This is a genomic window from Alishewanella jeotgali KCTC 22429, assembly GCF_000245735.1.
Taxonomy (GTDB): domain Bacteria; phylum Pseudomonadota; class Gammaproteobacteria; order Enterobacterales; family Alteromonadaceae; genus Alishewanella; species Alishewanella jeotgali.
Genome location: NZ_AHTH01000049.1, coordinates 26,689 through 50,069, shown reverse-complemented (window position 1 = coordinate 50,069; position 23,381 = coordinate 26,689). Strand labels below are relative to the sequence as shown.

Below are 23,381 nucleotides of genomic sequence, written 5' to 3'. Positions count from 1 at the left end.
GGCATGCGGATCTTACTGGTAGAAGACGATAACTTACTGGCACAGGGCATAGTTACAGCCTTGGCGCGGGCCAGTTATCAAACCGAACATTGCCGCACTGGTAAGCAAGCACTGCAGGCGCTGGATAATGCGGAGTTTGATTTAATGATCCTGGATTTAGGCCTACCCGATGGCTTTGCCGGTAAAATCTTACAACAGCTGCGCGCGCAGCAACATCAACTGCCGGTACTGGTACTGACGGCGCTGGATCAAATTGAAACCAAGCTCCAACTGTTAAACGATGGTGCTGATGACTATATGGTAAAGCCCTTTGATGTGCGCGAGCTGGAAGCGCGCATTCGGGTACTGCTACGCCGTAAAGCCGAGCGGCGGCATGATGTGCTACAGCATGGTGAACTGCTGCTCGATTTAGTGAAACATAGCTGCGAATATGCCGGGAAAACGGTGAATTTAACCCGGCGCGAATTTTTACTGTTAAAAGACTTTCTGCAGCATAAAGATAAGATTTTAAGCCGCCAGCATCTGGAAGAGCTAAGTGTTGGCTGGGATGGCGATACCGAAAGTAATGCTATTGAAGTGCATATTCATAACCTGCGCAGAAAACTACACCCGGATCTGATTAAAACCGTGCGCGGTATCGGCTACCTGTTACCGGGGCAAGTATGAAGCCACTCAGTATTCAAAGCCGCTTAGTACTATTACTGAATTTACTGGTGATAGCCGTCCTGAGTTTGACCGGTTATATCAGCTATCAGCAAAGCCTGCATGAAATAGACGAAGTATTTGATGCGCAGTTGGCGCAAAGCGCCCGCTTAACCGCAGGAGTACTAAAGGCTAATCCGACATTATTACAGCAGGAAACACCAGTGCTGATACCAGTGGCGCATCTGGACGAGCTGGTTAAAGGCCAGGCTGAACTAAGTGAGCGTTTTCTTACCGGCTACAAATATGAGAGCAATATCGCGATCCAGATCTGGCGTGACGAGCAGCAGTTGATTCTGCATACCGCTAATCTGCAACAGCCAATGCGGCCGGTTCGTAAAACCGGTTTTAGCGAATATCACACTGAGAACGGTGATCTATGGATCAACTTTACCCTGCGTCTGGATGAGCTGGGGGTACAAATCGTTAGCAGTCAGCGCGAAGCGGTGCGCGAGGAGCTGAGCTATAGCATCGCCCTAACCCAGATCCGGCCGGTTCTGTTTTTAATCTTACCACTGAGTCTGCTAACCCTTTACCTGGTCCGGCGCGGTTTAAAGCCGCTAAAACAACTGCAACAGCAACTCACTCATACCAAACCTGAGCAACTAAAACCTATCGTCAGTCCAATGCCGGCTGAACTGACTCAGGTTGTCACTGCTATTAATCAGTTGTTAGAGGCGATTGAGCAACACATGCAGCGCGAGAAACGTTTTATTGCTGATGCCTCGCATGAACTGCGCACGCCCCTGAGTATTATCAGTTTGCATGCCCAAAATCTGGCACAAACAGCACTTAATGCGGAACAGGATGCGGCGGTGACCGCCATTAAACAAGGCAGTGAACGGATGAGCCATCTGACCAATCAACTGCTGGCGCTGGCGCGATTAGAACACCCGAAACTGGCGTTACGTTCACAACCGCTGGCGGATTTACTGGAAGCCAGCCTGCACCAGGTTGCACCTGCCCTGCTGCAAAAAGTGATCTGGCAATTAGCCGACCTTGATGCTTGCCGGGCTGCGGGTTATCAGGTGCAGGCTGACACGACACTGTTACAGGTAGCGCTGCGTAACCTGTTTGAAAATGCGGCCAAGTATGCGCCAGCAGATACAGAGGTAGTCCTGCGCCTTGAGCCGGGTTTAAATAATAAGATTGTACTGACAATACAGAATCAATGCTTAGTCGCAGTGGATAATGATGTCCTGGGACAACGCTTTTACCGCGCTCCCGTGCATCAGGATCTGACAGGCTCAGGTTTGGGTCTGTCAATCGTAAAACGCATTACGGAGCTACATCATCTGGGGTTTAACTGCGCCTTTTCAGGGCATACGTTTAGGGCACAGATCATTATCACGCTTGCCAACAACCAGAGTTAAATATCATTTAGCGATATCGTTTTCCCGCGACATCTGGCTGCGCACCTTCCTGCTTTAAAAATTAAATTTTTATGCATCATTGTTATTTTAAAGAAACAATGCTTTATTCTTCTGGTATCTAAAACGTATCATCAGGGAGTTGAAAATGGGTTTTAGTCAGAAGATAAAGATCATCAGTCTAAGTATCGTCCTGTTACCCCTACTCGTTGCCACTACCGTGATTACCCTGCTGGGTCGCACTGAACTGTTTCGCGAAGCGGAATCGCGTTTAGTCGCAGTGCGGGAAATTAAAGAGCAAAATATCGCTGCCATGCTGCATGATTTTCGTGCCGGATTAGAAGTTGCGGCCAGTGCAGTGGCCGAGTTACCGCAGTTGGAGCAAACTGAGAGTCTAACGCCATTTTTTAGCGCTATTAATCAGCAGCTTGGATTTTATGATCTGTTTGTCATAAACAATGCTGGTGACATTATTTACACTGTGGCGCGAGAGTCCGATCTGCACACCAATCTGCAACATGGGCCCTACCGCGACTCTGGTCTTGGCCGGTTGTTTCAGCAACTGCGGGCTCGGGATAATCAGGTGCTGATGGAAGATTTCTCGCCCTATGCCCCCTCGAATAATGAAGCCGCTGCCTTTCTCGGCAAAGCCATTACGCTTAATCAGGAGCGGGTTTATGTTGCCGCTCAGCTGTCGATCGATAAGATTAATAGCGTGATGCAAATCCGCGCCGGTATGGGTGATAGTGGCGAAACCTATCTGGTTGGCAGCGATTTCAGAATGCGCTCAGATTCCTATCTCGATCCGCAACAACGCAATATTCAGGCCTCATTTCGTGGTACCGTCGCCGCAAACGGCGTGGATACCAAGGCGGTACGAGAGGCGCTAGCCGGGCAGAATGGCGTTATGCAAGTTATCGATTACAACAACAATGCCGTGTTATCGGCCTTTGCCCCGCTGAATGTGTTCGGTGTACGCTGGGCGCTGCTGGCGGAAATTGACGTGGCCGAAATCGCAGCACCAGCCCGCCGCATGCTATTTACCGGCATTGGTATTAGCCTGGCCGCTTTACTGCTGGAGATTCTGGCCGCCGAGCTGGTGTGTCGTTTAGTGATCAGGCCGCTTGGCGGTGAGCCGGAGCAAATGTGCCAGCTTACCAGTGTCATCGCGTCCGGTGACTTTACCACTGAGTTAATGGTACCCGAACAACCCGGCCATGTGATGGGTTGGCTGGCAAAAATGCAACATACGCTTAAAGGTTTGATTTCGCAGCTGCTAGGTATCAGCCGGGAGCTGGAAAATACTGCGACCCAAAATTCAGCAGCCATTACCCAGGCGGATGGCAGTATCCAACTGCAGGCCCGCGAGACTGATATGCTGGCCACAGCAGTTGAAGAAATGAGCTATGCCGCCGCCGAAATCGGTAAAAATACGGCCTATGCCGCCGATGAAGTAAAAGGCTGCAACAATTCCAGCCTACAGCTTACCGCCGCCCTCAACGCTACCAGTGAAAGTTTACAACAAACCTTAGCCCGCTTTGCCCACATTCATCACGAAGTCGGTGAGCTGGACCAGGATAGTCGCAAAATTGGTCAGGTGTTTAGCGTCATCAACAGCATCGCCGAACAAACCAATTTGCTGGCATTAAATGCGGCTATTGAAGCGGCGCGTGCCGGCGAACATGGTCGAGGTTTTGCCGTCGTGGCTGATGAAGTCAGGCAGCTGGCCTTTCGGGTGCAGGAAGCGATTAAAGAGATATCTTCAGTACTCAACGGCATAACTGGTAAAGCGGCGTCTCTGGCGACACATAGTGGCTTTTGCAGCGAAGCCGCTCAACAAACACTACAACAATCTCAGGCGATGGCAAAGGCCGTAAATGACATTTATCAGCGTCTGGCCGTGCTAAAAGATTTAATGACCCAAACCGCAACAGCGGCGGAAGAACAAACTACGGTATCCGCTACTCTGGCAAATAGCATCTCCAGACTTAGCGCCGCCGCCGAGGAAAACAGTACCGCCATTTCCCAGGTCGCCAGTAGTACCCGCCAGTTACTTGGTATGGCACAGAGTTTGGGGCAGTCGGCCGGACAATTCAGAGTCTAGTGAGGGTGTGGCAAAGCATTACTGATTAAAGCCTGCGGCAACGCAGGCTTTAACATCTTGCCCCGGATTAACCATCTTACCGTGGCTACTGCCCCTGTCCCAGTGCGAAACCGCGCTCACCATTAAAACTATACAGGTTCTCGGTTTTCATCACATCCAGCCCGGCCTGGGTTAATGTTTGCAGCAGTTGCACAATATCCTGCTGTTTAACCTCCTGTGGCAGTTGCGTGAATTGTGTCGATTGGGCCGGCATAAAACGGCAGCGCCAGTGGTCGGTACAGAAGGTTTCCGGAAAGCCTTCCGGCCACACCTTAACACCACGATTAGTGATCATCTGTAGATGCAAGATACCTTTAGTCAGTGCCAGTAAACGACTGGCCAGCTGCTCCGGTGTAAAGTTACGTTCATGCAAAAAGATGTCGACACCCAATAGTACCTTATGCGCTGGTGTCGCCCGCTTATACAGGTTCTTTACTGCCGGCTGACGCGGTTGACTCTGATACTGCACCGGCGTAAAGCGCTGCGGCAAGCGCCCCAGCCGGGCAATGACGGCCTCTGCAAAGCCTGCTGTGCTAACAACTTGCTGGCTTTGCTCACCCTGCAGATCGGCGGTATGGATCCCTTCCTCAAGGGTTGCCAGCCAGGCATTATGCACGCGCGCTGCCACCTCGGCCTGACCAATATGCACCAGCATCATTACCGCTGCCAGTAATAAGCCACTGGGGTTTGCCACGCCCTGCCCGGCGATATCCGGCGCACTGCCATGAATAGCTTCAAACATGGCAATTTGTTCACCAATATTGGCGCTGGGGGCCAGGCCGACACTGCCGGTCATCTCGGCTGCGATATCACTTAAAATATCGCCATATAAATTGGGCGTCACGATCACATCAAAACGTTGCGGCTGGGTCGCCAACCGGGCTGCGCCGATATCAATAATATAGCGTTCGGTCGCAATATCAGGATACTCTACGGCTATCTCCTGAAACACCTTATAAAACAGGCCATCTGTCATCTTCATAATATTATCTTTGACCATGCAGGTGACTTTTTTCCGGCCATGGCTGCGGGCATAGTCAAAGGCATAGCGTACAATCTTTTCACAGCCCGGGCGGCTAATCAGCTTCAGGCACTGAAAAACCTCATCAGATTGACGATGTTCGATACCCGCGTACAGATCTTCTTCATTCTCCCGCACTATGACGATATCTAATTTAGGATGCAGGGTTGCGACAAAGGGGGCATAACTGACACAGGGCCTTACATTCGCGTACAAACCCAGGGTTTTACGGATGGTCACATTCAGGCTTTTGTAGCCATCGCCGGCTGGCGTTGTCACAGGCCCTTTTAGAAAGACTTTGTTGCGGCGCAACGATTCCCAGGCATCTGGCGCGATTCCTGAACTGTGACCAGATAGATAAAGCTTCTCACCAATATCAATATATTCAGGGGCAATTCTGGCGCCGGCAGCGGCCAGAATATCCAGCGTGGCCCGGGTGATTTCTGGCCCTATCCCATCGCCCAGTGCGACGGTTACCGCTACCTTTTCGCACTGCTCTGTTGCCTCTGAGTTTAGGTGTTGCTTAGCTTGCATCTGAACTACTCCGACTGTGGTTGCTATGCCGGCACTGTAGAGCAGTTAAATCATTAAGAAAAATATTTAGTTTTAATCTTATCCATAGCTTAAAATCTATATATCAGCCAACCAGAGCCAACTTAGCGATGCCAGCCAGTACCCTCGCCCGTTTTCAACGTATTACCCCGCAACAACTGCGCGCCTTTGAAGCCAGTGCCCGCTTGTTATCGGTAACCCAGGCTGCGCGTGAGCTCTTTGTCAGTCAGCCTACGGTGTCGGTACAACTGAAAGAGCTGGCAGAAACCTTGGGCGAGTCCTTATTTGAGCAAAGTGGCCGCCAAATTCGTTTAACGCAGGCCGGCGAACTACTGTATCAAACGGTACGCGAGCTTGCTAGCTGCTGGCAGCGGCTGGAATCCGAGCTGGCGGCAATTCATGGTTTGGTGCGCGGCAAGCTAAAAATTGCCGCGGTTACCACCGCCGAATACTTTGTCCCGGATCTGCTGGGCCCTTTCGCGCGTGCCTATCCAGGTATTGAAATTGAGCTCAGTGTCGAAAACCGCGATCGTATTGTGCAGCGACTAAGCCAGGGGCTGGACGATCTGACGGTAATGATGCTACCGCCAGCCGAGCTGGATTTGGACAGCCAGGCCTTTCAAACCAACAACTTGATTGTCATAGCCCCGGCGAACCATCCGCTAAGCAATAAAAAGTTGCGCCTAAACGAACTTAGCGGCGAACGCTGGTTAATGCGGGAAGCCGGTAGCGGTACCCGTAAAGTTACGGAGCAATTTTTTGCCAAGCAACAATTTCAGCCAAATATTATGATGAGCCTGGGCAGTAACGAGGCGATTAAACATGCGGTAGCGGCCGGGCTTGGTATTGCGGTGCTGTCCGATTTGGCGGTCAATCAACCGGCCTGGTCAAGCACCACAAATGGACTAAGGATACTGGATGTCGCCGACTTTCCAATAGTCCGACAATGGTACCTAGTCTGGCGCCGGGATACCCCGCAAAGCGCGACGGCGCGGGGATTTATTGCTTATTTACAACAGCAGGCATCGGGCTGAATGTACTAGCGCTGGCGAAAAGTTCAGCGCCGTGCTAGAGTGCGCGCGATCCGGTTCCGGCTCAATTCAACCCCAATCCCAACACCATTCAGGTACCCAAAAACTATGTTCACTTATGTCGTAAACAAGTGCGCAGCCGTGCGCCTAAGCTTGTTGTTATTAGCGGCGTTATTATTAAGCGCCTGCGTCGCGCCAGCCTTGTTACTATCACCACAGGGCCAGCTGATGTGGGCCATTATGAAGCCAATGGTTGGCCTCGATCCCAAGGAAGTGAATTTATTTGAGCAACCGCTGATTAAAAAGCGGCTGGAACCCTTACTGGGCGAGCATTACCAAACGGCAGTATCTTTGCTGAACACGGCAGATGAGATCAAACAGCAAGGGCCGCTGTTTTATGTTGCGTCCAACTATACGCCGCTACCGCAGCTTGCTGAAAAAGCGGGCTTTGTCTGGAATGCCGAAACCAACCAGATGGCGGTATTAATCAGTAAAGGCGGTGTTACAGAGATTTTCGCCGAAGCGGTAGAGAAAAAGGCGAAGGCCGTGCTACCAGTGTGGCCGGATGAGCTGGTAGATTACGCCAAAATGGCCAGCAATCCGGAAAAGTTACTGCAACAGCAACTGGAACAGCAAAAACAACAATTACTTGAACAGCCGCAACAACAGCTGCAGCAAGCTGTTGAGGCACAAAAACAGCAGCTAATTGATGCGCCCAAACAACAACTTGAGCAGGCGATAGATGCGCAAAAGCAGCAATTAATTGAAGCGCCCAAGCAGCAACTTGAGCAAGCCATTGATGCGCAAAAACAGCAGCTAATCGAAGCGCCCAAGCAGCAACTTGAGCAAGCCATTGATGCGCAAAAACAGCAGCTAATTGATGCACCCAAGCAACAACTGCAGCAGGCTACCGACGCACAGCAGCAACCGTTAAGCGAGCAGCCTGATCTGCAGCTGAAAAAGCTGGCAGCACCAGTGCCAAAGCAGGATTAAAGGGCTTTTTGCATAAAAACGCTAAGCGGGTCCGGTTGATAATCGGCAAAGGGCCCGCACTGCAGATAGCCATGCTGTTGATACAGCTGCCGCGCCGGCGCAAAATAAGGTTCGGCGCCGGTTTCCAGATACAAGGCAGTTACGCCTTCGGCTTTGGCGAACTGCTCTAAGTGCGCCAGTAGCGCCTTCGCCACCCCTTTACCGCGGGCAACACGAGCAGTACGCATCGACTTAATTTCTGCTATAGCGGCAGCATGGCGCTTCAGTGCAATACACCCCAGCAACTGCCCGTCCTGCCAGGCACTCCAGAACACAATATCCGGCGCTTTTAACCGTTCCAGATCCAGAGCATGTACGCTTTCCGGCGGCGAGGTCGCATACATATCAGCCAGATGCTCATTAAGCAGATCCTGAATGGCCTGGCTGGTAAGGGGATCACGGATAATATTAATCATGACATACTCAGTACACTAAAAGCTGATCACAGCCGGCAGCATAACCTTGTGTCCGGCATAAAAAAAGAGGCCACAGCCTCTTTTCAGTAACTCAGGATAACCGCAACTTAGTTCTGACGTAACTGCTGTGCGGCTGCCACCATATTTTTCAGGGCTGGCAATACCTCACTCCACTGCCGGGTTTTCAAACCACAGTCCGGATTGACCCACAACCGCTGTGCCGGGATCTGCTGCGCCGCCTTTTGCATCAGCTTAACCATCTGCGCTGTGGTGGGGGTATTGGGCGAGTGAATATCATAAACACCGGGCCCAATTTGATTCGGATAGTCAAAGTGCTCAAAGGCGCGCAGTAACTCCATATCGGAACGTGACGTTTCTATTGTAATTACATCGGCATCCAGTGCCGCGATCTCAGCGATAATGTCGTTAAACTCGGAGTAACACATATGGGTATGGATTTGCGTACTGTCAGCCACACCGTTGGCACAGAGTTTAAAGGCAAACACCGCCCAGTCCAGATACTGTTGCCACTCGCTTTGCCGTAGTGGCAAACCTTCACGCAGTGCGGCTTCATCAATCTGGATGATCCCGACACCAGCAGCTTCCAGATCCTGAACTTCCTGCCGGATCGCCAGCGCTAACTGCAGGCAGGTTTGCTGCCGCGGCTGATCATCGCGCACAAAAGACCAGTTCAACATGGTAACAGGCCCGGTTAACATCCCTTTCATCGGTTTAGTGGTCAGCGACTGGGCATATTGGGTCCAGGCCACCGTCATCGGCTGGGGCCGGCTGATATCGCCGTAAATAATAGGGGGTTTGACACAGCGCGAACCGTAGGATTGCACCCAGCCATGCTGGCTAAAGGCAAAGCCCGATAACTGCTCACCAAAGTACTCCACCATATCGTTGCGCTCTGCCTCGCCATGCACCAGCACGTCCAGCCCCAGTTGTTCCTGCTGCGCCACCGCATGAGCAATTTCCGTTTGCATCTGATCCCGATATTGCGCCGCCGAGATAGTGCCTTTTTTCAGTGCCAGCCGCGCCTGACGAATGGCCGTCGTTTGCGGGAAAGAACCAATAGTCGTTGTAGGGTACAGTGGCAGGGCAAAACGTGCCGCTTGCTGTTGCGCCCTTACCGGATAAGGACTTTGCCGCTGTGCCTGCTCAGGCCGGATCTGCTGTAGCGCCTGCTGCACCGCCGGATTATGCACCAGCGCAGACTGACGGCGACTGGCGATCGCCGCCGCATTGTCAATTAACGCTTCTGCCACCAGCAACCGCCCTTGGTTAAGCGCCAGCCCCAGGATCTGCAACTCCTGCAACTTCTGTTTGGCAAAGGCTAACCAGTTTTTCAGCTCTGGTAGCAGTTTCTGCTCGCTGTCCAGATCTACCGGTACATGCAACAAAGAACAGGAAGGCGCCAGCCACAACCGATCCCCCAGCAAAGCCGCAATCGGCTCCAGCCAGTCGAGTACTGCTGTCAGATCGGTTTTCCAGATATTACGGCCATCGATCACGCCCAGTGATAACACCTGTTGCGGCGCCAACCCCTGTAACACCTGCTGCACCTCAGCGCGGCCCCGCACTGCATCCAGATGGATGCCGGCAACAGGTAACGCCTGCAATAAGGGTAAATTGGCTCCCAGCTGGCCAAAATAGCTGGCCAGCAGCAGCTTAACCGGCACCTCTGCCAGCAGACTATAGGCGCTAACAAAAGCCAGTTGCCACGGCTCACTAAGCTCTGTTGCCAGTATCGGCTCATCCAGCTGGATCCATTCGGCCCCGGCTTGCTGCAGTGTCTGCAATAACTGCTGATATACCGGCAGTAGCCGTGGCAGCAGCGCCAGGGGCTCAGACTGATCTTTGGCCTTACATAGCCACAGATAGGTTAAGGGGCCAATCAACACCGGTTTGGCCTGAACGCCCTGAGCCTTCGCTTCGCGAAATTGCTGTAACAGCCGGCTGCTTTGTAACGAAAACTCGGTCTGGGCGGTCACTTCCGGCACGATATAGTGATAGTTGGTATCAAACCACTTGGTCATTTCGCCGGCATGAATACAGCTGCACGCACTGTCCTGTGCCGAGCGGCCGCGTGCCAGCCGGAAATAATTGTCCAGCTCACTGCCGGCTAAGTGCTGCAGCCGGGCCGGGATATTACCAAGCGTAAAACTTAAATCCAGCACCTGATCATACAGCGAAAAATCGCCAACCGGCAGCCAGTCCAGACCTTGTTGCAGTTGCCAGTTTTGCGCTCTTAGCTGTGCTGCGGTCTGCTCCAGCTCACTCTCGCTGCTCTGGCCCTGCCAGTACGCTTCCAGCGCCTTTTTTAATTCCCGTTTGCGGCCAATCCGCGGAAAACCCAGGTTGTGTAATATTGCCATCGTGCCCTCCTTTTATATCCATCTGGATGGCTAAACATTAACAACTTTATTTAATGAACAAAAATGGTATATTTTCATAAACCAATGAAATTAGATCATAAATATCATGATAGAACGGATCCATCTGGCAATTCTGCGCGAATTAGCCCGCCAGGGCTCGGTGACAGCCGCCGCCACGGCACTGCATCTGACGCAATCGGCACTGAGCCACAGCATTAAAAAACTGGAACAGCAGGCGGGTACCGCGCTGTGGGATAAGGATGGTCGTTCGGTGCGGCTAACTCAGGCCGGCAGCTATCTGCTAAGCCAGGCCGAACGTTTACTGCCACAGTTTGAACGGCTAGAGCAAAAGCTGCAGCAGTTTGCCAGCAATGAGGCCGGTACCCTGCATATCGGCATGGAGTGCCATCCCTGCTACCAGTGGTTGCTGCAGGTTGTAAAACCCTTTCTGGCGGCAGCGCCGGGGATGGATATCGATGTGAGGCAACAGTTTCAATTCGGTGGCATGGCAGCGTTGTTTAATCAGGAGATCGATCTGTTAATCACCCCGGATCCGATCCGCAAAGCGGCTATCGAGTTTGAAGCCGTATTCCCTTATGAGTTAGTGCTGGTGGTCAGCAAGCAGCATCCGCTTAGCCAGCAACAGCAGGTGAGCGCAGCGCAGCTTAGCAAGGAGCGGCTGTTAACCTATCCGGTAGAGCTAAGCCGGCTGGATATTTTTCAGCAGTTTTTACTGCCGGCACAATGTCTGCCCAGACAGCATAAAACTCTGGAAGATACTGATATTATTCTGCAAATGGTGGCAGCCGATCGCGGTGTCACCGCCCTGCCCGACTGGCTGGCCCGTCAGTACGCCAGCAAACTGCCACTGAGTTTACTCAGATTGGGCGAGCGCGGTATCCAAAAACATATCTATGTCGGCTGTCGCCAGCAAGAACGGCAAAACACGCCCATTGCTACCTTTATTCAACTGGCGAAAGGCGCTGTTGCGCCCGTTGCAACCCCAGTGCCAGACCCGCGCTAAAGAGCCCGGCTTCGAGCATGGCGCTAAGATGGAGCCAGCCGTTGCCAAGGCCGATGCGGGCAAAACCCTCTGGCAGTAAGATTTTACCCAGCGTTGCCTGAGGAAATTCCGCCGCCAGTTGCGCCAGACTGCCGGCCAGTAAGACGCCGCCGCTAAGGCTAATCAACAGTCCGGCCAGCATACCGGGCAGCAGCGCAAAACCTAAACGGTAAAAGTGTGGTTGTCGACGCAGCAACAGCACAGTTGTTGCCACAGCAAGGCCAATCAGCAAACCTTCGGTAGCTCCGGTCAACTGCGCCGGGCTGCGGCCAAAAAACAGGATCAGCATATCTTTGAGTAGCACACTGACAAAGGCGCCAACCAACAAACCTGCCAGCGACCCGGCCAACAGGGTCCAGAGCGGTTGCTGCGACCGCCATAGCTGTGCGGCGCTGATAGCGGCGGCAATCGCAGCGCCGGCCACTAACGCCAGCAAGGTCGTAACACTTAACAGCACCAGCAAAAATGACATGGCCTGACTGCCGCTGTTCAGGGCTTGCAGCGCCGCCAGCAAACCATACAGCATGCCACCGGTTAAGCCGGCCACAGCTGCACCGGCCACACCATAACCGATACTGAACCAGAGGTGTTGTCGCTGCCGCTCGCGCTGAGTTTCGTTAGCAACCGGCCCTGCCGTCGGGGTTAAGCTTGCGCCAACGCCTACTTGCGAATTGCCATCCTCCCGGCTGACCGCCGCAATAAAGCGGTAACCATGTTTGGGAACCGTTTCAATAAAGCGCGGCGCAGTGGCATTGTCGCCCAGTACCCGGCGCAAAGTCCGGATACACTGTGTCAGGGCCTCATCACTTACCACCAGTCCCGGCCAGACTTGCTCGAAGAACTGCTGTTTGCTAACCAGTTCGCCGGCATGGTGCAGCAACAGCAGCAAGGCATCCAGATAGCGACTGTTTAGCTCCTGTCGCTGCCCGTGATAATACAGCTGCCGCTGTGCCGGGTTCAGCTGAAAACCTGCAAAAGAATAACACTCTGCCGCCATAGGGCTGACTCACTCCATACTTTCAACCAAGGGTATTATGCCTCAGAACCCGGCCGCTCCGGGTCAGAATTTCGTAGTAATCCCGCCGCCAGTAACCAGAGTAAAGCAAAAGCCGTATTGATCACTGGTGCCGCCCCTAAATCCGCCACTTGAATCACCAGCTCAACACCCAGCTGCAGCGCAGCACTAAGGTATAACACCTTGCTCATACCCCGTGCTCGAAACCTGACCCACAGTGCGCCCAGCGCTGTCACGGCCAACACCACCAGATACAATAAGTTCGCCGGGTTATCTTCACTGCCAATAATGCCGACAGCCAGATTAATCCAGATCAGCAGTAAAGAGGTGAGCACGACTAAAGCCCAACCGGCACGCCCGGCCAGATTGTTGCCCACCCGACAGCCCAGCTCAATCAGCAAGGCGGTGCCTCCAAGCAGTACGCCGGCAACCACGAAGTCGGAGCCGGTCCAGTTCACTTCGCTGCTAAACTGCATGGCGAGCAGCGGCAGTAACAATAATCCCAGCACGCTACTCCATAGTGCCAGACGCCAGGGATTAAACCAGAATAACGAGGGTTTCTTTAACCTTTGCATCAGATGCTCCTTGATTAATTAGCGCGCCTATCATCAGGCTAAGGCGCGCTAAAAACATGAGCAAAGGATGAGGAAGGGCTGATGTTTTGCGGTATCAGTTAAATCAGTCCGCTGCGAGCGATGCAGCGGGCACTGGCACCTAGCCGGCCGAGACTAACTGCTGGCGGCTTTGTTCCAGACGTTCGAGTCTCGACAGGTATTGCGCACAGGGTACCTTGGAAGCGCGGTTCAACATCTTACCTACCGGGTTATACGCCCAGTGATACCAAGGAGCAATAGCTTGTTGCCCGCCGGCTTCACAGCTTAGCAGCAGTGCCCGCTCATTACTGCTGGCCTGCGCTTGATAAAGCGGTTTAAGTAGCGTTACGCCTAAGCGTTGCAACAGCTTTAATTCGCTGCTTTCATTTAACCCTTTTGCAATTAGCTGCTCAGACAGCTGCCACTCGCCGGCCAGGGCCAGCTCCAGGCTCAGTTCAGCCGGACTAAAGGGTTGCTGCCAGATCGCAGGTCGCGGACGCTCGCCATCAGTCAGAGATTGGTTGATCGCGCTGGCAAATAGAAAATGCTGCTCAATGGCGGCGACGCTGATCATCTTTGATACCAGATAACGATTTTGTGGTAACAACTTGCGCCAGAATTGCAGATCGGCCGCCAGTAACTGCTGTGCCAGCTCGCTATCCCCCTGGCGTGCTGCCAGATACGCCTGTAGCAACTGCAACCGCTGGCCATTTAATAACGGTTGATAGGCAGGTAAGTCAGTACTAACCAGCAGCGGTTCCTGCCAATGCTCGGTGGCAAGCCACTGTTGATAGGCCGCTAACAGCTGTTGCTGTTGCGCCAACAGTTGCTGCAACGTTTCCGTTTCCGCCTGAAGTAGCGACTGACATCCGGCTTGATAGCAATCACTAAATAATTGCTGCAACTCGGGGATAGCGGCGGAGCCCAACTGCGCCAGCTGTGTAGTATAAAGCTGATAGCCATTGTTGCTAACCGGCTTTAGCGTCAACTGGCGTTTCAGATCCAGCGCGCGTTCTGACGCTGCCTCATCCTGCCAGTTGACCGTCAATAACAGCAGGTAGCAGGTCACAGCAACTGCCACCAAGCCGCCCAGACATTTGCCAAGGAATTTCGCTAACGTGGTAACTAATGACATCCGTATCTCCTTAATTATTTTTATTTTTCTACCTTAAAGTAAAGAGCTTTATATTACCAGTTTAGTGCGGATAAATTTTAAACAACAGTAACAACCACAGCGGCAGACTAATGCAGCCGAGCATAGTGGACTGGGCGATAAGGGTCGCCACCGGTTGGCGCTCAGCACCATACACCGAGGCCAGCACATGCGCCGCTGAGGCTGTTGGTAAGGCCGCAAATAATACCAGTACCAGTGCCGGGCCGGCTGGTACTGCTGCCAGATAACAGATCAGCAGCATCAGCGCCGGCATCAACAATAGCTTAATCGTATTTAAAGCCAGCTGAAAACGGTCAAGCCGCCATAATGCTTGCCATTGCATAGCGGCACCTATAGACAACAGCGCCAATGGCAGCGCGGCCTGCGCCAGTTTCTGCAATGCCAGCAGCAGCTGTTCAGGCAGGGAAACCGCCAATACTGAACATAGCAAACCGGCCAGACTAGCCAATAAAAAAGGATTGCTGACCACCAGCTTCAAAGTTTTTACCAGCCCCATGCCCTGCCCGCGCGATAGCGCAGACACCGCTAGGATATTTGCAACCGGTACTGCCAGACCTATCGCAATCGACATCAGTGCCCGATACTCAACTGGCAGCGCCTGGACCATCACCATCGCCAGCGCCGTATTAAAGCGCCAGGCGGTTTGCCACAATGCAGCAAAACCCAGGAACCGGGCCGGCCCCCAGGCGCGCACCAGCCAGCCGAGCAGACAGGCAAACAACATAATACCCCAGATCCCGGGAGCCAGAATCATTAAATCCCGGCTAGCAGGAGGGGCACCAAGGGCACTGATGAAAATCAGCGCCGGAAACAACAAATAGAAATTCAGGGTATCCAACGCCTGCCAGCCGGCCGGCGGTAACACCTTACGCAATGCCGTGCCACCCAGTAGCAATAAAAAATCCGGCAACAAGGCCAACAACACCATCCCCACCTCACTTATCCACAGCACTATATGAACGCCTCCTTTGCAAGGGTTTTTAACGTGTGCTGAGTTTGGATGGGCTGCGGCACTATATCCGGTCTTATTAATGCGGGGCGCGCCCCCGCTGACCCTAATGATTTCCGCGACTTTAGTCCTTACACTCCGGACGGTATTTAAACCCTTGCTGTGCCCAGGTTACTAAAGTATGGTCTTACCAATTTTCATCACACGTCAGGCGCCCTGACAAATCGTTGCGAACGTTTTCGCGCTAAACAGTTTTACATCATTTATCGTTAATCATTATGGTTAACCGGCTTCGATTAACTCACCTGTGAATACAGGTTCTCGTCGTACTCGACGTCTTTGCTTAACAATGCCCAAACAACTCTGGCTGTTTTATTGGCTAACGCCAGAAGTACCACATTCTTTGGCCTACGAATAAGGAGCCCCTGCAACCACTCACTTGGGTGTTTATTATGTGTGATGGCCGAGCGGGCGCCGTGTACCAATAAGGTCCGCACATAGGTATCGCCCCGTTTGCTAATGCCATGAAGCTTTACTTTGCCGCCTGAGCCCGTTTGTTTCGGGACTAAGCCCAACCAGGCGGAGAGCTCACGTCCTGATTTAAACTGGCTGACATCACCTACGGTGGCAACAATAGCCGTCGCACTTAATACGCCAATACCCGGCACCTTACCCAGCCGCTGACATTGCGGACAACGCTTAAAGTAAGCCGTAATGTGCTGCTCTAACCCGGCAATATCCTCATCCAGTTTGTTGATATAGGCCAGGCGCTCATATAACCGGTCAACGAATTCCTTGGGAACACTTTGTGATAACGTCTCCAGGCAGCCGGCTATCTCACGTTTAAAAGCCGCTCTGCCTTTCGCTATGACCAGTCCAAACTCAGCCAAAAAGCCTCTTACTGCATTGATGCTACCCGTACGGGTTTTTATCAGATACTCGCGCATCCGGTGTGCCGCGAGTGCTGCTTGCTGCTCAACACTTTTTACTGCCACAAAACGCATCTGGGGTTGCTGTACTGCGGTCCAAATCGCCTGAGCATCGACCATGTCATTCTTATTGCCAATAACAAAGGGTTTGACTTTATGGGCAGCAATTAACCGTACCTGGTGCCCCATCTGCTGAAAACAGCGGCCCCAGTGATGCGCACCACTGCAGGCTTCCATGGCAATCAGTGATGACGTCTTATTGCTGAACCACTCCAAAAAGTGCTGTCGTTTCACCTTCTCTGAGCGCGCTTTGCCTGCTTTGTCTACCCAGTGGATTTGAAAAACATCTTTTGCAATATCAACGCCGAATACATTAAGCTTCATCTCGGATACCCCTGCTGTCTGTCGTTAATAACGACCATTTTGGCACACGATGCCGTGACCAGGGGTATCCATCTTTTCAGATAACCGCCCCTGACGCTTTAGTGGAGGCGTTCATATTATTCTCCGGTACCGGTCTGACCACTTTTTCCACAGCACTCCGGTACCGGTACGACCAGTTTGGTCGAACCATGCAGAGTTTTATTTCGCAGTTGCGTAAAACTGCTATAAAATGCGCCACCTTTTGCTGCCCGATGCTCAAAATGCAGGCTACTAACGCACTTTACACCGATCTGTCGGGCTATTATGACCTGATGTGCTGCGATATTAACTATTTGCAGCAAAGCCAGGGCATCATCCGCCTACAACAACTGTTTGGCAATGCCGGCTTGCAGCATCTGGATCTGGCCTGTGGTACCGGGCCGCATATCCGGCATTTCATTGATGCGGGTTTTCAGTCTCAAGGATTAGACTTAAATCAACCGATGCTGACGCTGGCCAGAACGCGCTGTCCCGAGGCGAAGTTCCTGTTAGGTGATATGTGCCGGTTTGAACTTGCGCAACCTGTTGATTTAATAACCTGCTTTTTGTATTCCATTCACTATACCGGTACTCTGGAACTGCTGGCTGACTGCATTGCGCGGGTTTATCGGGCATTAACACCGGGTGGCGTCTTCTGCTTTAACGCCGTAGACAAAACTAAGATCTGTAATCTCAGCGCGGTAAGTCATAGCACTTATTATCAAAACGCCCGTTTTGATTTTGCCTCTGCCTGGTACTACAGTGGTTCGGGTGAGCAACAAGCGCTGAAACTTAAGATCAGCAAAACCACAAAGCTGGAGCAGGAATACTGGCAGGATGAACATCCAATGGTTGCAGTAAGCTTTACCGAGCTCGCCGAACTTCTCGCCCCCTACTTCGACATTCAGATCCTTGCACACGACTATCAGCGGATCCAAGCCTGGGATCAGCACGCCGGCAATGCGCTTTTTGTCTGCATTAAGCGGGATTAAGCACTGCATACTGGTCAGACAGGTACTGGATCGCTGTAAAAAATAGGCGTTGAACCTACATCATTTTGCTTTGAGTGAAGTGATCGTATTTAAGCGCTGCCTGCTTACGCGCATGCTTTTCATCCAGTTTACATGTTCCGAAAAAATATAAATCTGATCCTTTTGTAAACAACTGGCGTTTTATCACAGGAACCAGGCGCGAGTATTAGTGTTGTCGCGCCCTACCCCAACCTAAGTTGAAAAAGGAAACACTATGAAACTGTCACAATTGTTCGCTTATTCATTGCTTGCTGGCTCTTTGCTGTTTACTGCTGAAGCTTATGCTAAGAAAAAAGCGGACATCGTTGATACCGCGGTTGCCGCTGGCAGCTTTACCACCTTGGTTACAGCTGTTCAGGCCGCTGACTTAGTCGACACCCTGAAAGGCAAAGGCCCCTTCACCGTGTTCGCACCTAATGATGACGCCTTTGCCAAGATCCCGGCGGCTGATTTGAACGCGCTGGTGGCGGACAAAGCTGCACTGACCAATGTTCTGACTTACCATGTGGTAGCCGGTAAAGTGATGGCCGCTGACGTGGTTAATCTGACATCAGCCAAGACCGTACAGGGGCAGGATCTTAACATTGAAGTGAAAGACGGCAATGTCTTTGTTAACGGCGCCAAAGTTATCGCCACCGACATAGAGACCAGTAATGGTGTGATCCATGTGTTAGATACCGTGGTAATGCCATCTAACTAATTCTGCATCCTCTACCGCCGGGCTAACCGGCGGTACTTCAACGCTTTACCTCTGGCGACTGACCGGCTAAAGTGGGTTTTCATCCGTTAGACACCTGGCAGAAAAATGGACTTTAGTCACAGCACGACATCATCAGCCAGCCCTTGCTGCAGCCGTCGGGCCCAATTCGGTTTATGGTTGTACCAACAAAGCATGGCTGCCGAAGCCTACTGTTATGGCCTGCGCCGCAGGCAGGCTAATATCGGCGAGCTGACCATCAGCTATTATTGGTATGCTAACCCCGGTAAACCAACACTGGTATTGCTACATGGCTTTAGCGCCGATAAAAGTATCTGGCTGCGTTTTGCCCGTCAGCTGCGGCGTCACTATCAGTTACTGATCCCAGACTTACCTGGTCATGGTGAAACACCCTTTGCCGCTGATGCCAATCATAGTATGCCCAGACAAGCAGAGCGACTGGCATTATTGTTGGCGACGCTGCACCTGCCACAGGTGCATCTGATTGGGAATTCGATGGGCGGTTTTTTAGCCACCGTCTTTGCCAGCCGCTATCCGGAGCAGGTGCTCTCGCTGGCACTACAAGATCCAGCCGGTCTTAGCTCTGCTACCCCTAGCCAGTTAGAGCAGCAGGTACGCCAGGGCTTAAACCCGTTTTTACAGCTGAATTATGCCGACTTTAAGCGATTTTACGCCCTATCGATGGCCCGGCCCCCTTATATTCCACAGCTGATGCTAAAAGGCATTGCCTGCCGCTACCAGCGACAGCGGCCACTACTAGCCGCTATTTTTGCCGATTTTTTCGATGCCCGCTTAACAGCGGCAGAGCTGGCGCAGATTAAAGTACCGGTTTTATTATGTTGGGGCGAACAAGACAGAATTATCGATATCAGTGCTGCGGCGTTTTGGCAGCAACAGCTACCCCAACTCCAACTGCAGGTTTTTGAAGGGATTGGCCATTTACCGATGCTGGAGATCCCAAAGCAAAGTGCTTCTGTCTATCGTCACTTTTTACAGCAGTGCTAGCCAGTATTAGTCACAACAACTGCTTTGCGGGACTGTAGCCGAGGGCAAACCGAGGCAACACTCATCATATAAAAATGCTAACAAGGTCTCGACGTTATTAAAGAGCAAACTACAATATAAGGTGCGGCCATCCCGGCGTTGCGCCATTAAACCGACTTTGGTCATCCGGCTTAAATGATGTGACAGCGTTGAATTAGGGATATCCAAAGCTTGCTGGATCTCGCCAACCGCGACGCCCTGATGACCAGCGCGAACCAAAATCCGAAAAATGCCTAATCGGGTCGGATGCCCTAGTTCTGCCAGCTGTGCTGCAGCCTGCTCCAATTCCAGACTCATCTTTACTCCACTTCCTGAGTTGCTAACAGCGCCAGTGTAACGCCCCCCCAGAGAAACTTCCACAAACTTAGAAATATCATTTGACACTTCCATATTTGTCGAAATATTATATTTCTATGATCACGGAAATATATATCAGTGTGCTTACTAACCTGTGGAGGTTTTATGTCAGATGCGTTTTATGCCAGTGTGCAATTTTTTATCGGTACCCTTAGCGAGCTGCTGATACTTTTTGTCGTAATCAGTATGCTGGTGTACCAGCTGCAGGATCGCTTTCCGGCGCAGCGGATCCAGGCCTTATTGGCCGGTGGCAAAGGTTATTTTACCGCCGCAGCCCTAGGCGCTATTACACCCTTTTGCAGCTGCTCCACTCTGCCGATGTTAGTCGGTATGTTGCGTGCCAATGCAGCCTTTGGCCCGGTGATGACGTTCTTACTGACCTCTCCGTTGCTTAATCCAATCCTGGTTGCCCTGCTGTTTTCCGTGTTTGGCGCCAAACTCACTCTGCTATACGCAACGGGCGTGCTTAGCATCGCGGTCTTGTCTGGCCTGCTGTTATCACAACTGGGCTTTTCCCGTTACGTTAGGCTACCAGCAGCAGAGCGGCCTTGCTGCAACAGCGCTGGCGCAACAGTAGCGATAAAGTATTGGTCATGGCAGTACTGGAGCCGCTTATGGCTGCGGGCAGTTAAAGATACCCGCAGCTTTCTGCCACATTTAATGCTTGGTGTACTGGCGGGTGCGGTGATCCATGGCTATGTACCAGCCGAATTCTTTGCCAGTTTAAGTAGTAGCAATAGCCTGTACCTGATCCCGCTGGCCGCTGTGATTGGCATTCCGCTGTATGTTCGTGCCAGTTCGATGATCCCGCTGGCACTAAGTTTAGTGGGTAAAGGCATGAGCTATGGCAGCGTTATGGCGCTAACAATCGGCGGTGCCGGTGCCAGTTTGCCCGAGCTGATTATCCTGAAAAAGATCTTTCAATGGCCGCTGCTGTTGGCATTTATTGGTGTGGTGCTTGTTACTGCCTGCAGTACCGGTATTGCCATTGATCTGCTGTTACCGGTAGGGAGTCTGTGATGGCACAGTCGCTGCGAACAATCGCCACACCTCAGCAACTGGCTACTACACTGCAACCGTTGCTGATTAACGCCCGCCTGGGTTTGCAACAGAGCAGCGGTTTTGTACCGGTGCCGGTGTCACTGACGCCCTGGCAACTCAGTACCTCGCAGTGGCAACAGGCAAGGACGGCGGCTACGCTACTTGGACGTTTACTGGAACGGATCGCTGGTGATCCTTATTGGTTACTGCAACAAACCCGGGCACTAAAGGACTCGGCATCAGTGCCCGGCGAAATCTGGCGAACCTTGTCTGCGATAGAGCCGGCTCACTTAACCAGCCGGAATCTCAACTTAAGCCGGCATGATTTGCTGTTAACCGCAGGCGGATGGCGTTGGGTCGAATCTAATCCGATTGCCGCCGGTATGGGCCCCCTTAGTGCACGCTATCAACAACTATTGGCGCCCTTATTGCCACTGCCTTATGTCGATAATCCGGCATTGGCCGCTCAGGCGAAGCTGTTAGCAGAAGCCGCTATTGCCAACGCTGCCGGACAGCCCGCGTTATTGGTTATGGTCATCGCGGAACAGGAGCAAAATATCTTTGATCAGCAATTGCTCACTGAAGCCATCCGCCAGCACGGCGTGGCGACCGAACGGCTGACCCTAAACCAGTTACAACAAGGCCAGGCGCGGGGAGACAAAGGTTTCTATCTGACAGATGGACGGCGGGTAAGCGTATTGTACTGGCGCACCGGCTATAACCCACTGCCACAGGCAGCTGATTACTGGGCATTTCGGGCGAGTCTTGAGCATACGAATCTGCTGCAATGCCCTAATCTGGCAGGACAGTTAAGCGGCAGCAAATGGTTACAGCATCAACTGGGACTATTACTGCAGCAACCAAGCGGGCGGCAACAGCTCGCTCAGCGCTTTGGATTTAGCCCGGCACAATTACAGCTGCTGCAGCAGCTAATGGTGCCCAGCTTTGCCGTTGCCGACTTAACAGCGGAGGCAGTCCGCGCCAAACTAGCCGCCGGCTACTGGTACAAGACTCAACAAGAGGGCGGTGGCAATGTGGCACGCTATGCGCAAGGCTGGCAACGCTATCAGCACTATGACAGCGCCGATCTGCTGATGGTGCCGATTCACGCCAACATTCGCCGTGAAAATTTCTTTAGCCTAAAACATGGCGAACTGCTGCAGAATAACAGCGCTGGCCGCATCAGCGAGTTGGGTATTTTTACCCTGGGCTCGGCCGCCAGCTATGGTGGATATCTTTGTCGTAGCAAAGCCAGCAGCAGCCTGGAGGGTGGGATCAGTCATGGTGCTGCGACTTTGGATTTGATTAGCCTGAAACCTTGTTGCTGCTCAGGCTTTGTCTGAGCAGCAAGATCAGGATTTTACATCTTCCAGTTGTTTCTGCTTATGCTCCCAGCGGCGCTTGGCAAAGCGGCGCATATTGGGGATATCATCCGTCTCATCCATAATCGGCTGGCCGATAATGGCTTCAATCACATCCTCCATGGTCACCAAGCCCATCCAACTACCGTATTCATCGTATACCAAAGCCAGATGCTGGCGCTCGCGGATCAACTGCGACATCAGTTGTTCCACACTGAGTTTATCCGGAATAATTTTTACCGGCTTCATAATATCAGCTGCGGTTTGCCCCTCTGCAAACTCCAACATATCGTAACGAAACACGATCCCCAACGGCGCTTCGTCATCATCCAGTACCGGATAACGTGAATACTGATCTTTCTTAACCCGTTCCAGCAGTTCAGCCAGCGGCTCATCCGGCTTAGCATACTCACAAACGGTGCGGGGCGTCATAATGTCTCGCACTTTAATCTCATGCAGATCCAGAATATTGCCAATCACCCGCTGTTCATCTTCGTCGAGTTTATTCAGCTCACGGCCTAAAATCGTCAGGGCTTTTATCTCCTGACGTAAATCATGATCGTGCTGGCCGCCACCGAATAGCTTCATAATTTGGTCTGACATCCAGATAAAGGGCTTTAGCAGCAATATCATGGTGTTCAACATGGCAGGCAATACCGGCACCAGACTAGGCCAGTAGCGGGCACCAATGGTTTTTGGCAGAATTTCTGACAAGACCAAAATCAATAACGTCATCACCGCTGACGCGATACCCAGATAGCCGTCACCAAAGACGATAGTGACCTGCGCACCAACACCGGTGGCACCCACGGTATGGGCCACAGTATTCAGGGTCAGGATAGCCGCCAGCGGCTGGTCAATTTTCTCTTTCAGCTGTTTTAATTTTTCGTAGCGCTTAGGCTGCACCAGCTTTTGCTGGGCGATATAGCTGGGGGTGATGGATAACAGGGTTGCTTCCAAAATGGAGCAGATAAAAGATACCGCAATGGATAACACCACAAAAGCGATTAATAAAGTCATACAGGTTGGTTACAACACTCCGTTTTGCCTCGACCC

The 23,381-nt window shown here is 52.2% G+C and carries 21 protein-coding genes; 11 read left to right on the top strand and 10 right to left on the bottom strand.

Features of this window, described 5'->3' with window-relative positions; genetic code table 11:
- Nucleotides 1-3: 3 nt before the first annotated feature.
- From AJE_RS15380 to AJE_RS15370, 3 genes are all read left to right on the top strand, one after another.
- On the top strand, nt 4-666 hold the full coding sequence (locus tag AJE_RS15380; RefSeq protein WP_008951614.1) for a response regulator: 663 nt from the start codon (nt 4-6) through the stop codon (nt 664-666).
- Nucleotides 663-2,075 (top strand): sensor histidine kinase, encoded by a 1,413-nt coding sequence (locus tag AJE_RS15375; protein ID WP_008951613.1) that lies wholly within the window; start codon nt 663-665, stop codon nt 2,073-2,075. Before AJE_RS15380 ends, AJE_RS15375 begins: the two co-directional genes overlap by 4 nt.
- Before the next feature lie 145 nt (nt 2,076-2,220).
- On the top strand, nt 2,221-4,176 hold the full coding sequence (locus AJE_RS15370; protein WP_008951612.1) for a methyl-accepting chemotaxis protein: 1,956 nt from the start codon (nt 2,221-2,223) through the stop codon (nt 4,174-4,176).
- 85 nt (nt 4,177-4,261) lie between these two features.
- Here AJE_RS15370 and AJE_RS15365 read toward each other — a convergent pair whose 3' ends face one another.
- Nucleotides 4,262-5,770: an NADP-dependent isocitrate dehydrogenase gene (locus AJE_RS15365; protein WP_008951611.1), complete on the bottom strand. Its 1,509-nt coding sequence runs from the start codon at nt 5,768-5,770 to the stop codon at nt 4,262-4,264.
- A 128-nt stretch (nt 5,771-5,898) separates the two neighbouring features.
- Here AJE_RS15365 and AJE_RS15360 point away from each other — a divergent pair, with 128 nt between their 5' ends.
- Nucleotides 5,899-6,822 (top strand): LysR family transcriptional regulator, encoded by a 924-nt coding sequence (locus tag AJE_RS15360; protein WP_008607764.1) that lies wholly within the window; start codon nt 5,899-5,901, stop codon nt 6,820-6,822.
- Between the two features lie 105 nt (nt 6,823-6,927).
- Nucleotides 6,928-7,812, top strand: coding sequence for a hypothetical protein (locus AJE_RS15355; protein ID WP_008951610.1), 885 nt, complete (start codon nt 6,928-6,930; stop codon nt 7,810-7,812).
- On the opposite strand, the gene AJE_RS15350 is transcribed toward AJE_RS15355, so the two are convergent.
- Both AJE_RS15350 and metE read right to left on the bottom strand, forming a co-directional pair.
- A complete protein-coding gene (locus AJE_RS15350; RefSeq protein WP_008607761.1) occupies nt 7,809-8,267 on the bottom strand; it encodes a GNAT family N-acetyltransferase in 459 nt (152 codons plus the stop codon). The two genes, AJE_RS15355 and AJE_RS15350, sit on opposite strands and share 4 nt — an antisense overlap.
- Nucleotides 8,268-8,374: 107 nt before the next feature.
- Nucleotides 8,375-10,648, bottom strand: coding sequence for a 5-methyltetrahydropteroyltriglutamate--homocysteine S-methyltransferase (gene metE / locus AJE_RS15345; protein ID WP_008951609.1), 2,274 nt, complete (start codon nt 10,646-10,648; stop codon nt 8,375-8,377).
- 106 nt (nt 10,649-10,754) lie between these two features.
- Here metE and AJE_RS15340 point away from each other — a divergent pair, with 106 nt between their 5' ends.
- On the top strand, nt 10,755-11,672 hold the full coding sequence (locus tag AJE_RS15340) for a LysR family transcriptional regulator (protein ID WP_008951608.1): 918 nt from the start codon (nt 10,755-10,757) through the stop codon (nt 11,670-11,672).
- Here AJE_RS15340 and AJE_RS15335 read toward each other — a convergent pair.
- The 5 genes from AJE_RS15335 to AJE_RS15315 all read right to left on the bottom strand — a co-directional run bounded on the left by AJE_RS15335 (nt 11,611) and on the right by AJE_RS15315 (nt 16,755).
- Nucleotides 11,611-12,708, bottom strand: coding sequence for a winged helix-turn-helix domain-containing protein (locus tag AJE_RS15335; protein WP_008951607.1), 1,098 nt, complete (start codon nt 12,706-12,708; stop codon nt 11,611-11,613). The two genes, AJE_RS15340 and AJE_RS15335, sit on opposite strands and share 62 nt — an antisense overlap.
- Nucleotides 12,709-12,743: 35 nt before the next feature.
- On the bottom strand, nt 12,744-13,301 hold the full coding sequence (locus AJE_RS15330) for a hypothetical protein (RefSeq protein ID WP_008951606.1): 558 nt from the start codon (nt 13,299-13,301) through the stop codon (nt 12,744-12,746).
- 139 nt (nt 13,302-13,440) lie between these two features.
- Nucleotides 13,441-14,454: a hypothetical protein gene (locus tag AJE_RS15325; protein WP_008951605.1), complete on the bottom strand. Its 1,014-nt coding sequence runs from the start codon at nt 14,452-14,454 to the stop codon at nt 13,441-13,443.
- Between the two features lie 61 nt (nt 14,455-14,515).
- Nucleotides 14,516-15,445: an AEC family transporter gene (locus AJE_RS15320; protein WP_008951604.1), complete on the bottom strand. Its 930-nt coding sequence runs from the start codon at nt 15,443-15,445 to the stop codon at nt 14,516-14,518.
- Nucleotides 15,446-15,738: 293 nt separating this feature from the next.
- Entirely contained in the window at nt 15,739-16,755 is a 1,017-nt protein-coding gene (locus AJE_RS15315) for an IS110 family RNA-guided transposase (protein WP_008951603.1), read from the bottom strand.
- Between the two features lie 188 nt (nt 16,756-16,943).
- On the opposite strand from AJE_RS15315, the gene AJE_RS15310 reads away from it, so the two are divergent.
- From AJE_RS15310 to AJE_RS15300, 3 genes are all read left to right on the top strand, one after another.
- Nucleotides 16,944-17,765, top strand: a complete 822-nt coding sequence (locus AJE_RS15310) for a class I SAM-dependent DNA methyltransferase (protein ID WP_008951602.1) — start codon at nt 16,944-16,946, stop codon at nt 17,763-17,765.
- Between the two features lie 253 nt (nt 17,766-18,018).
- On the top strand, nt 18,019-18,504 hold the full coding sequence (locus AJE_RS15305; RefSeq protein WP_008951601.1) for a fasciclin domain-containing protein: 486 nt from the start codon (nt 18,019-18,021) through the stop codon (nt 18,502-18,504).
- Nucleotides 18,505-18,681: 177 nt separating this feature from the next.
- Nucleotides 18,682-19,527, top strand: a complete 846-nt coding sequence (locus tag AJE_RS15300; RefSeq protein ID WP_237709376.1) for an alpha/beta fold hydrolase — start codon at nt 18,682-18,684, stop codon at nt 19,525-19,527.
- 6 nt (nt 19,528-19,533) lie between these two features.
- On the opposite strand, the gene AJE_RS15295 is transcribed toward AJE_RS15300, so the two are convergent.
- Nucleotides 19,534-19,863 (bottom strand): ArsR/SmtB family transcription factor, encoded by a 330-nt coding sequence (locus AJE_RS15295; RefSeq protein WP_008951599.1) that lies wholly within the window; start codon nt 19,861-19,863, stop codon nt 19,534-19,536.
- A 165-nt stretch (nt 19,864-20,028) separates the two neighbouring features.
- On the opposite strand from AJE_RS15295, the gene AJE_RS15290 reads away from it, so the two are divergent.
- Nucleotides 20,029-20,943, top strand: a complete 915-nt coding sequence (locus tag AJE_RS15290) for a permease (protein WP_008951598.1) — start codon at nt 20,029-20,031, stop codon at nt 20,941-20,943.
- A complete protein-coding gene (locus tag AJE_RS15285) occupies nt 20,943-22,307 on the top strand; it encodes a glutathione synthase (protein WP_008951597.1) in 1,365 nt (454 codons plus the stop codon). The genes AJE_RS15290 and AJE_RS15285 overlap by 1 nt, the downstream gene beginning before the upstream one ends.
- A 9-nt stretch (nt 22,308-22,316) precedes the next feature.
- Here the strand turns inward: AJE_RS15285 and AJE_RS15280 are convergent, their stop codons facing one another.
- The gene (locus AJE_RS15280) at nt 22,317-23,345 is read right to left on the bottom strand and encodes a CNNM domain-containing protein (protein WP_008951596.1); all 1,029 of its coding nucleotides are present in this window, start codon (nt 23,343-23,345) and stop codon (nt 22,317-22,319) included.
- Between the last annotated feature and the right edge of the window lie 36 nt (nt 23,346-23,381).

Coding starts and splice junctions, on each gene's coding strand:
- AJE_RS15340 (WP_008951608.1), top strand. CDS start 10,755: ATGATAGAACGGATCCATCTGGCAATTCTGCGCGAATTAGCCCGCCAG.
- AJE_RS15305 (WP_008951601.1), top strand. CDS start 18,019: ATGAAACTGTCACAATTGTTCGCTTATTCATTGCTTGCTGGCTCTTTG.
- AJE_RS15365 (WP_008951611.1), bottom strand. CDS start 5,770: ATGCAAGCTAAGCAACACCTAAACTCAGAGGCAACAGAGCAGTGCGAA.
- AJE_RS15370 (WP_008951612.1), top strand. CDS start 2,221: ATGGGTTTTAGTCAGAAGATAAAGATCATCAGTCTAAGTATCGTCCTG.
- metE (WP_008951609.1), bottom strand. CDS start 10,648: ATGGCAATATTACACAACCTGGGTTTTCCGCGGATTGGCCGCAAACGG.
- AJE_RS15330 (WP_008951606.1), bottom strand. CDS start 13,301: ATGCAAAGGTTAAAGAAACCCTCGTTATTCTGGTTTAATCCCTGGCGT.
- AJE_RS15335 (WP_008951607.1), bottom strand. CDS start 12,708: ATGGCGGCAGAGTGTTATTCTTTTGCAGGTTTTCAGCTGAACCCGGCA.
- AJE_RS15295 (WP_008951599.1), bottom strand. CDS start 19,863: ATGAGTCTGGAATTGGAGCAGGCTGCAGCACAGCTGGCAGAACTAGGG.
- AJE_RS15315 (WP_008951603.1), bottom strand. CDS start 16,755: ATGAAGCTTAATGTATTCGGCGTTGATATTGCAAAAGATGTTTTTCAA.
- AJE_RS15290 (WP_008951598.1), top strand. CDS start 20,029: ATGTCAGATGCGTTTTATGCCAGTGTGCAATTTTTTATCGGTACCCTT.
- AJE_RS15355 (WP_008951610.1), top strand. CDS start 6,928: ATGTTCACTTATGTCGTAAACAAGTGCGCAGCCGTGCGCCTAAGCTTG.
- AJE_RS15280 (WP_008951596.1), bottom strand. CDS start 23,345: ATGACTTTATTAATCGCTTTTGTGGTGTTATCCATTGCGGTATCTTTT.
- AJE_RS15360 (WP_008607764.1), top strand. CDS start 5,899: ATGCCAGCCAGTACCCTCGCCCGTTTTCAACGTATTACCCCGCAACAA.
- AJE_RS15285 (WP_008951597.1), top strand. CDS start 20,943: ATGGCACAGTCGCTGCGAACAATCGCCACACCTCAGCAACTGGCTACT.
- AJE_RS15325 (WP_008951605.1), bottom strand. CDS start 14,454: ATGTCATTAGTTACCACGTTAGCGAAATTCCTTGGCAAATGTCTGGGC.
- AJE_RS15350 (WP_008607761.1), bottom strand. CDS start 8,267: ATGATTAATATTATCCGTGATCCCCTTACCAGCCAGGCCATTCAGGAT.
- AJE_RS15375 (WP_008951613.1), top strand. CDS start 663: ATGAAGCCACTCAGTATTCAAAGCCGCTTAGTACTATTACTGAATTTA.
- AJE_RS15380 (WP_008951614.1), top strand. CDS start 4: ATGCGGATCTTACTGGTAGAAGACGATAACTTACTGGCACAGGGCATA.
- AJE_RS15310 (WP_008951602.1), top strand. CDS start 16,944: ATGCAGAGTTTTATTTCGCAGTTGCGTAAAACTGCTATAAAATGCGCC.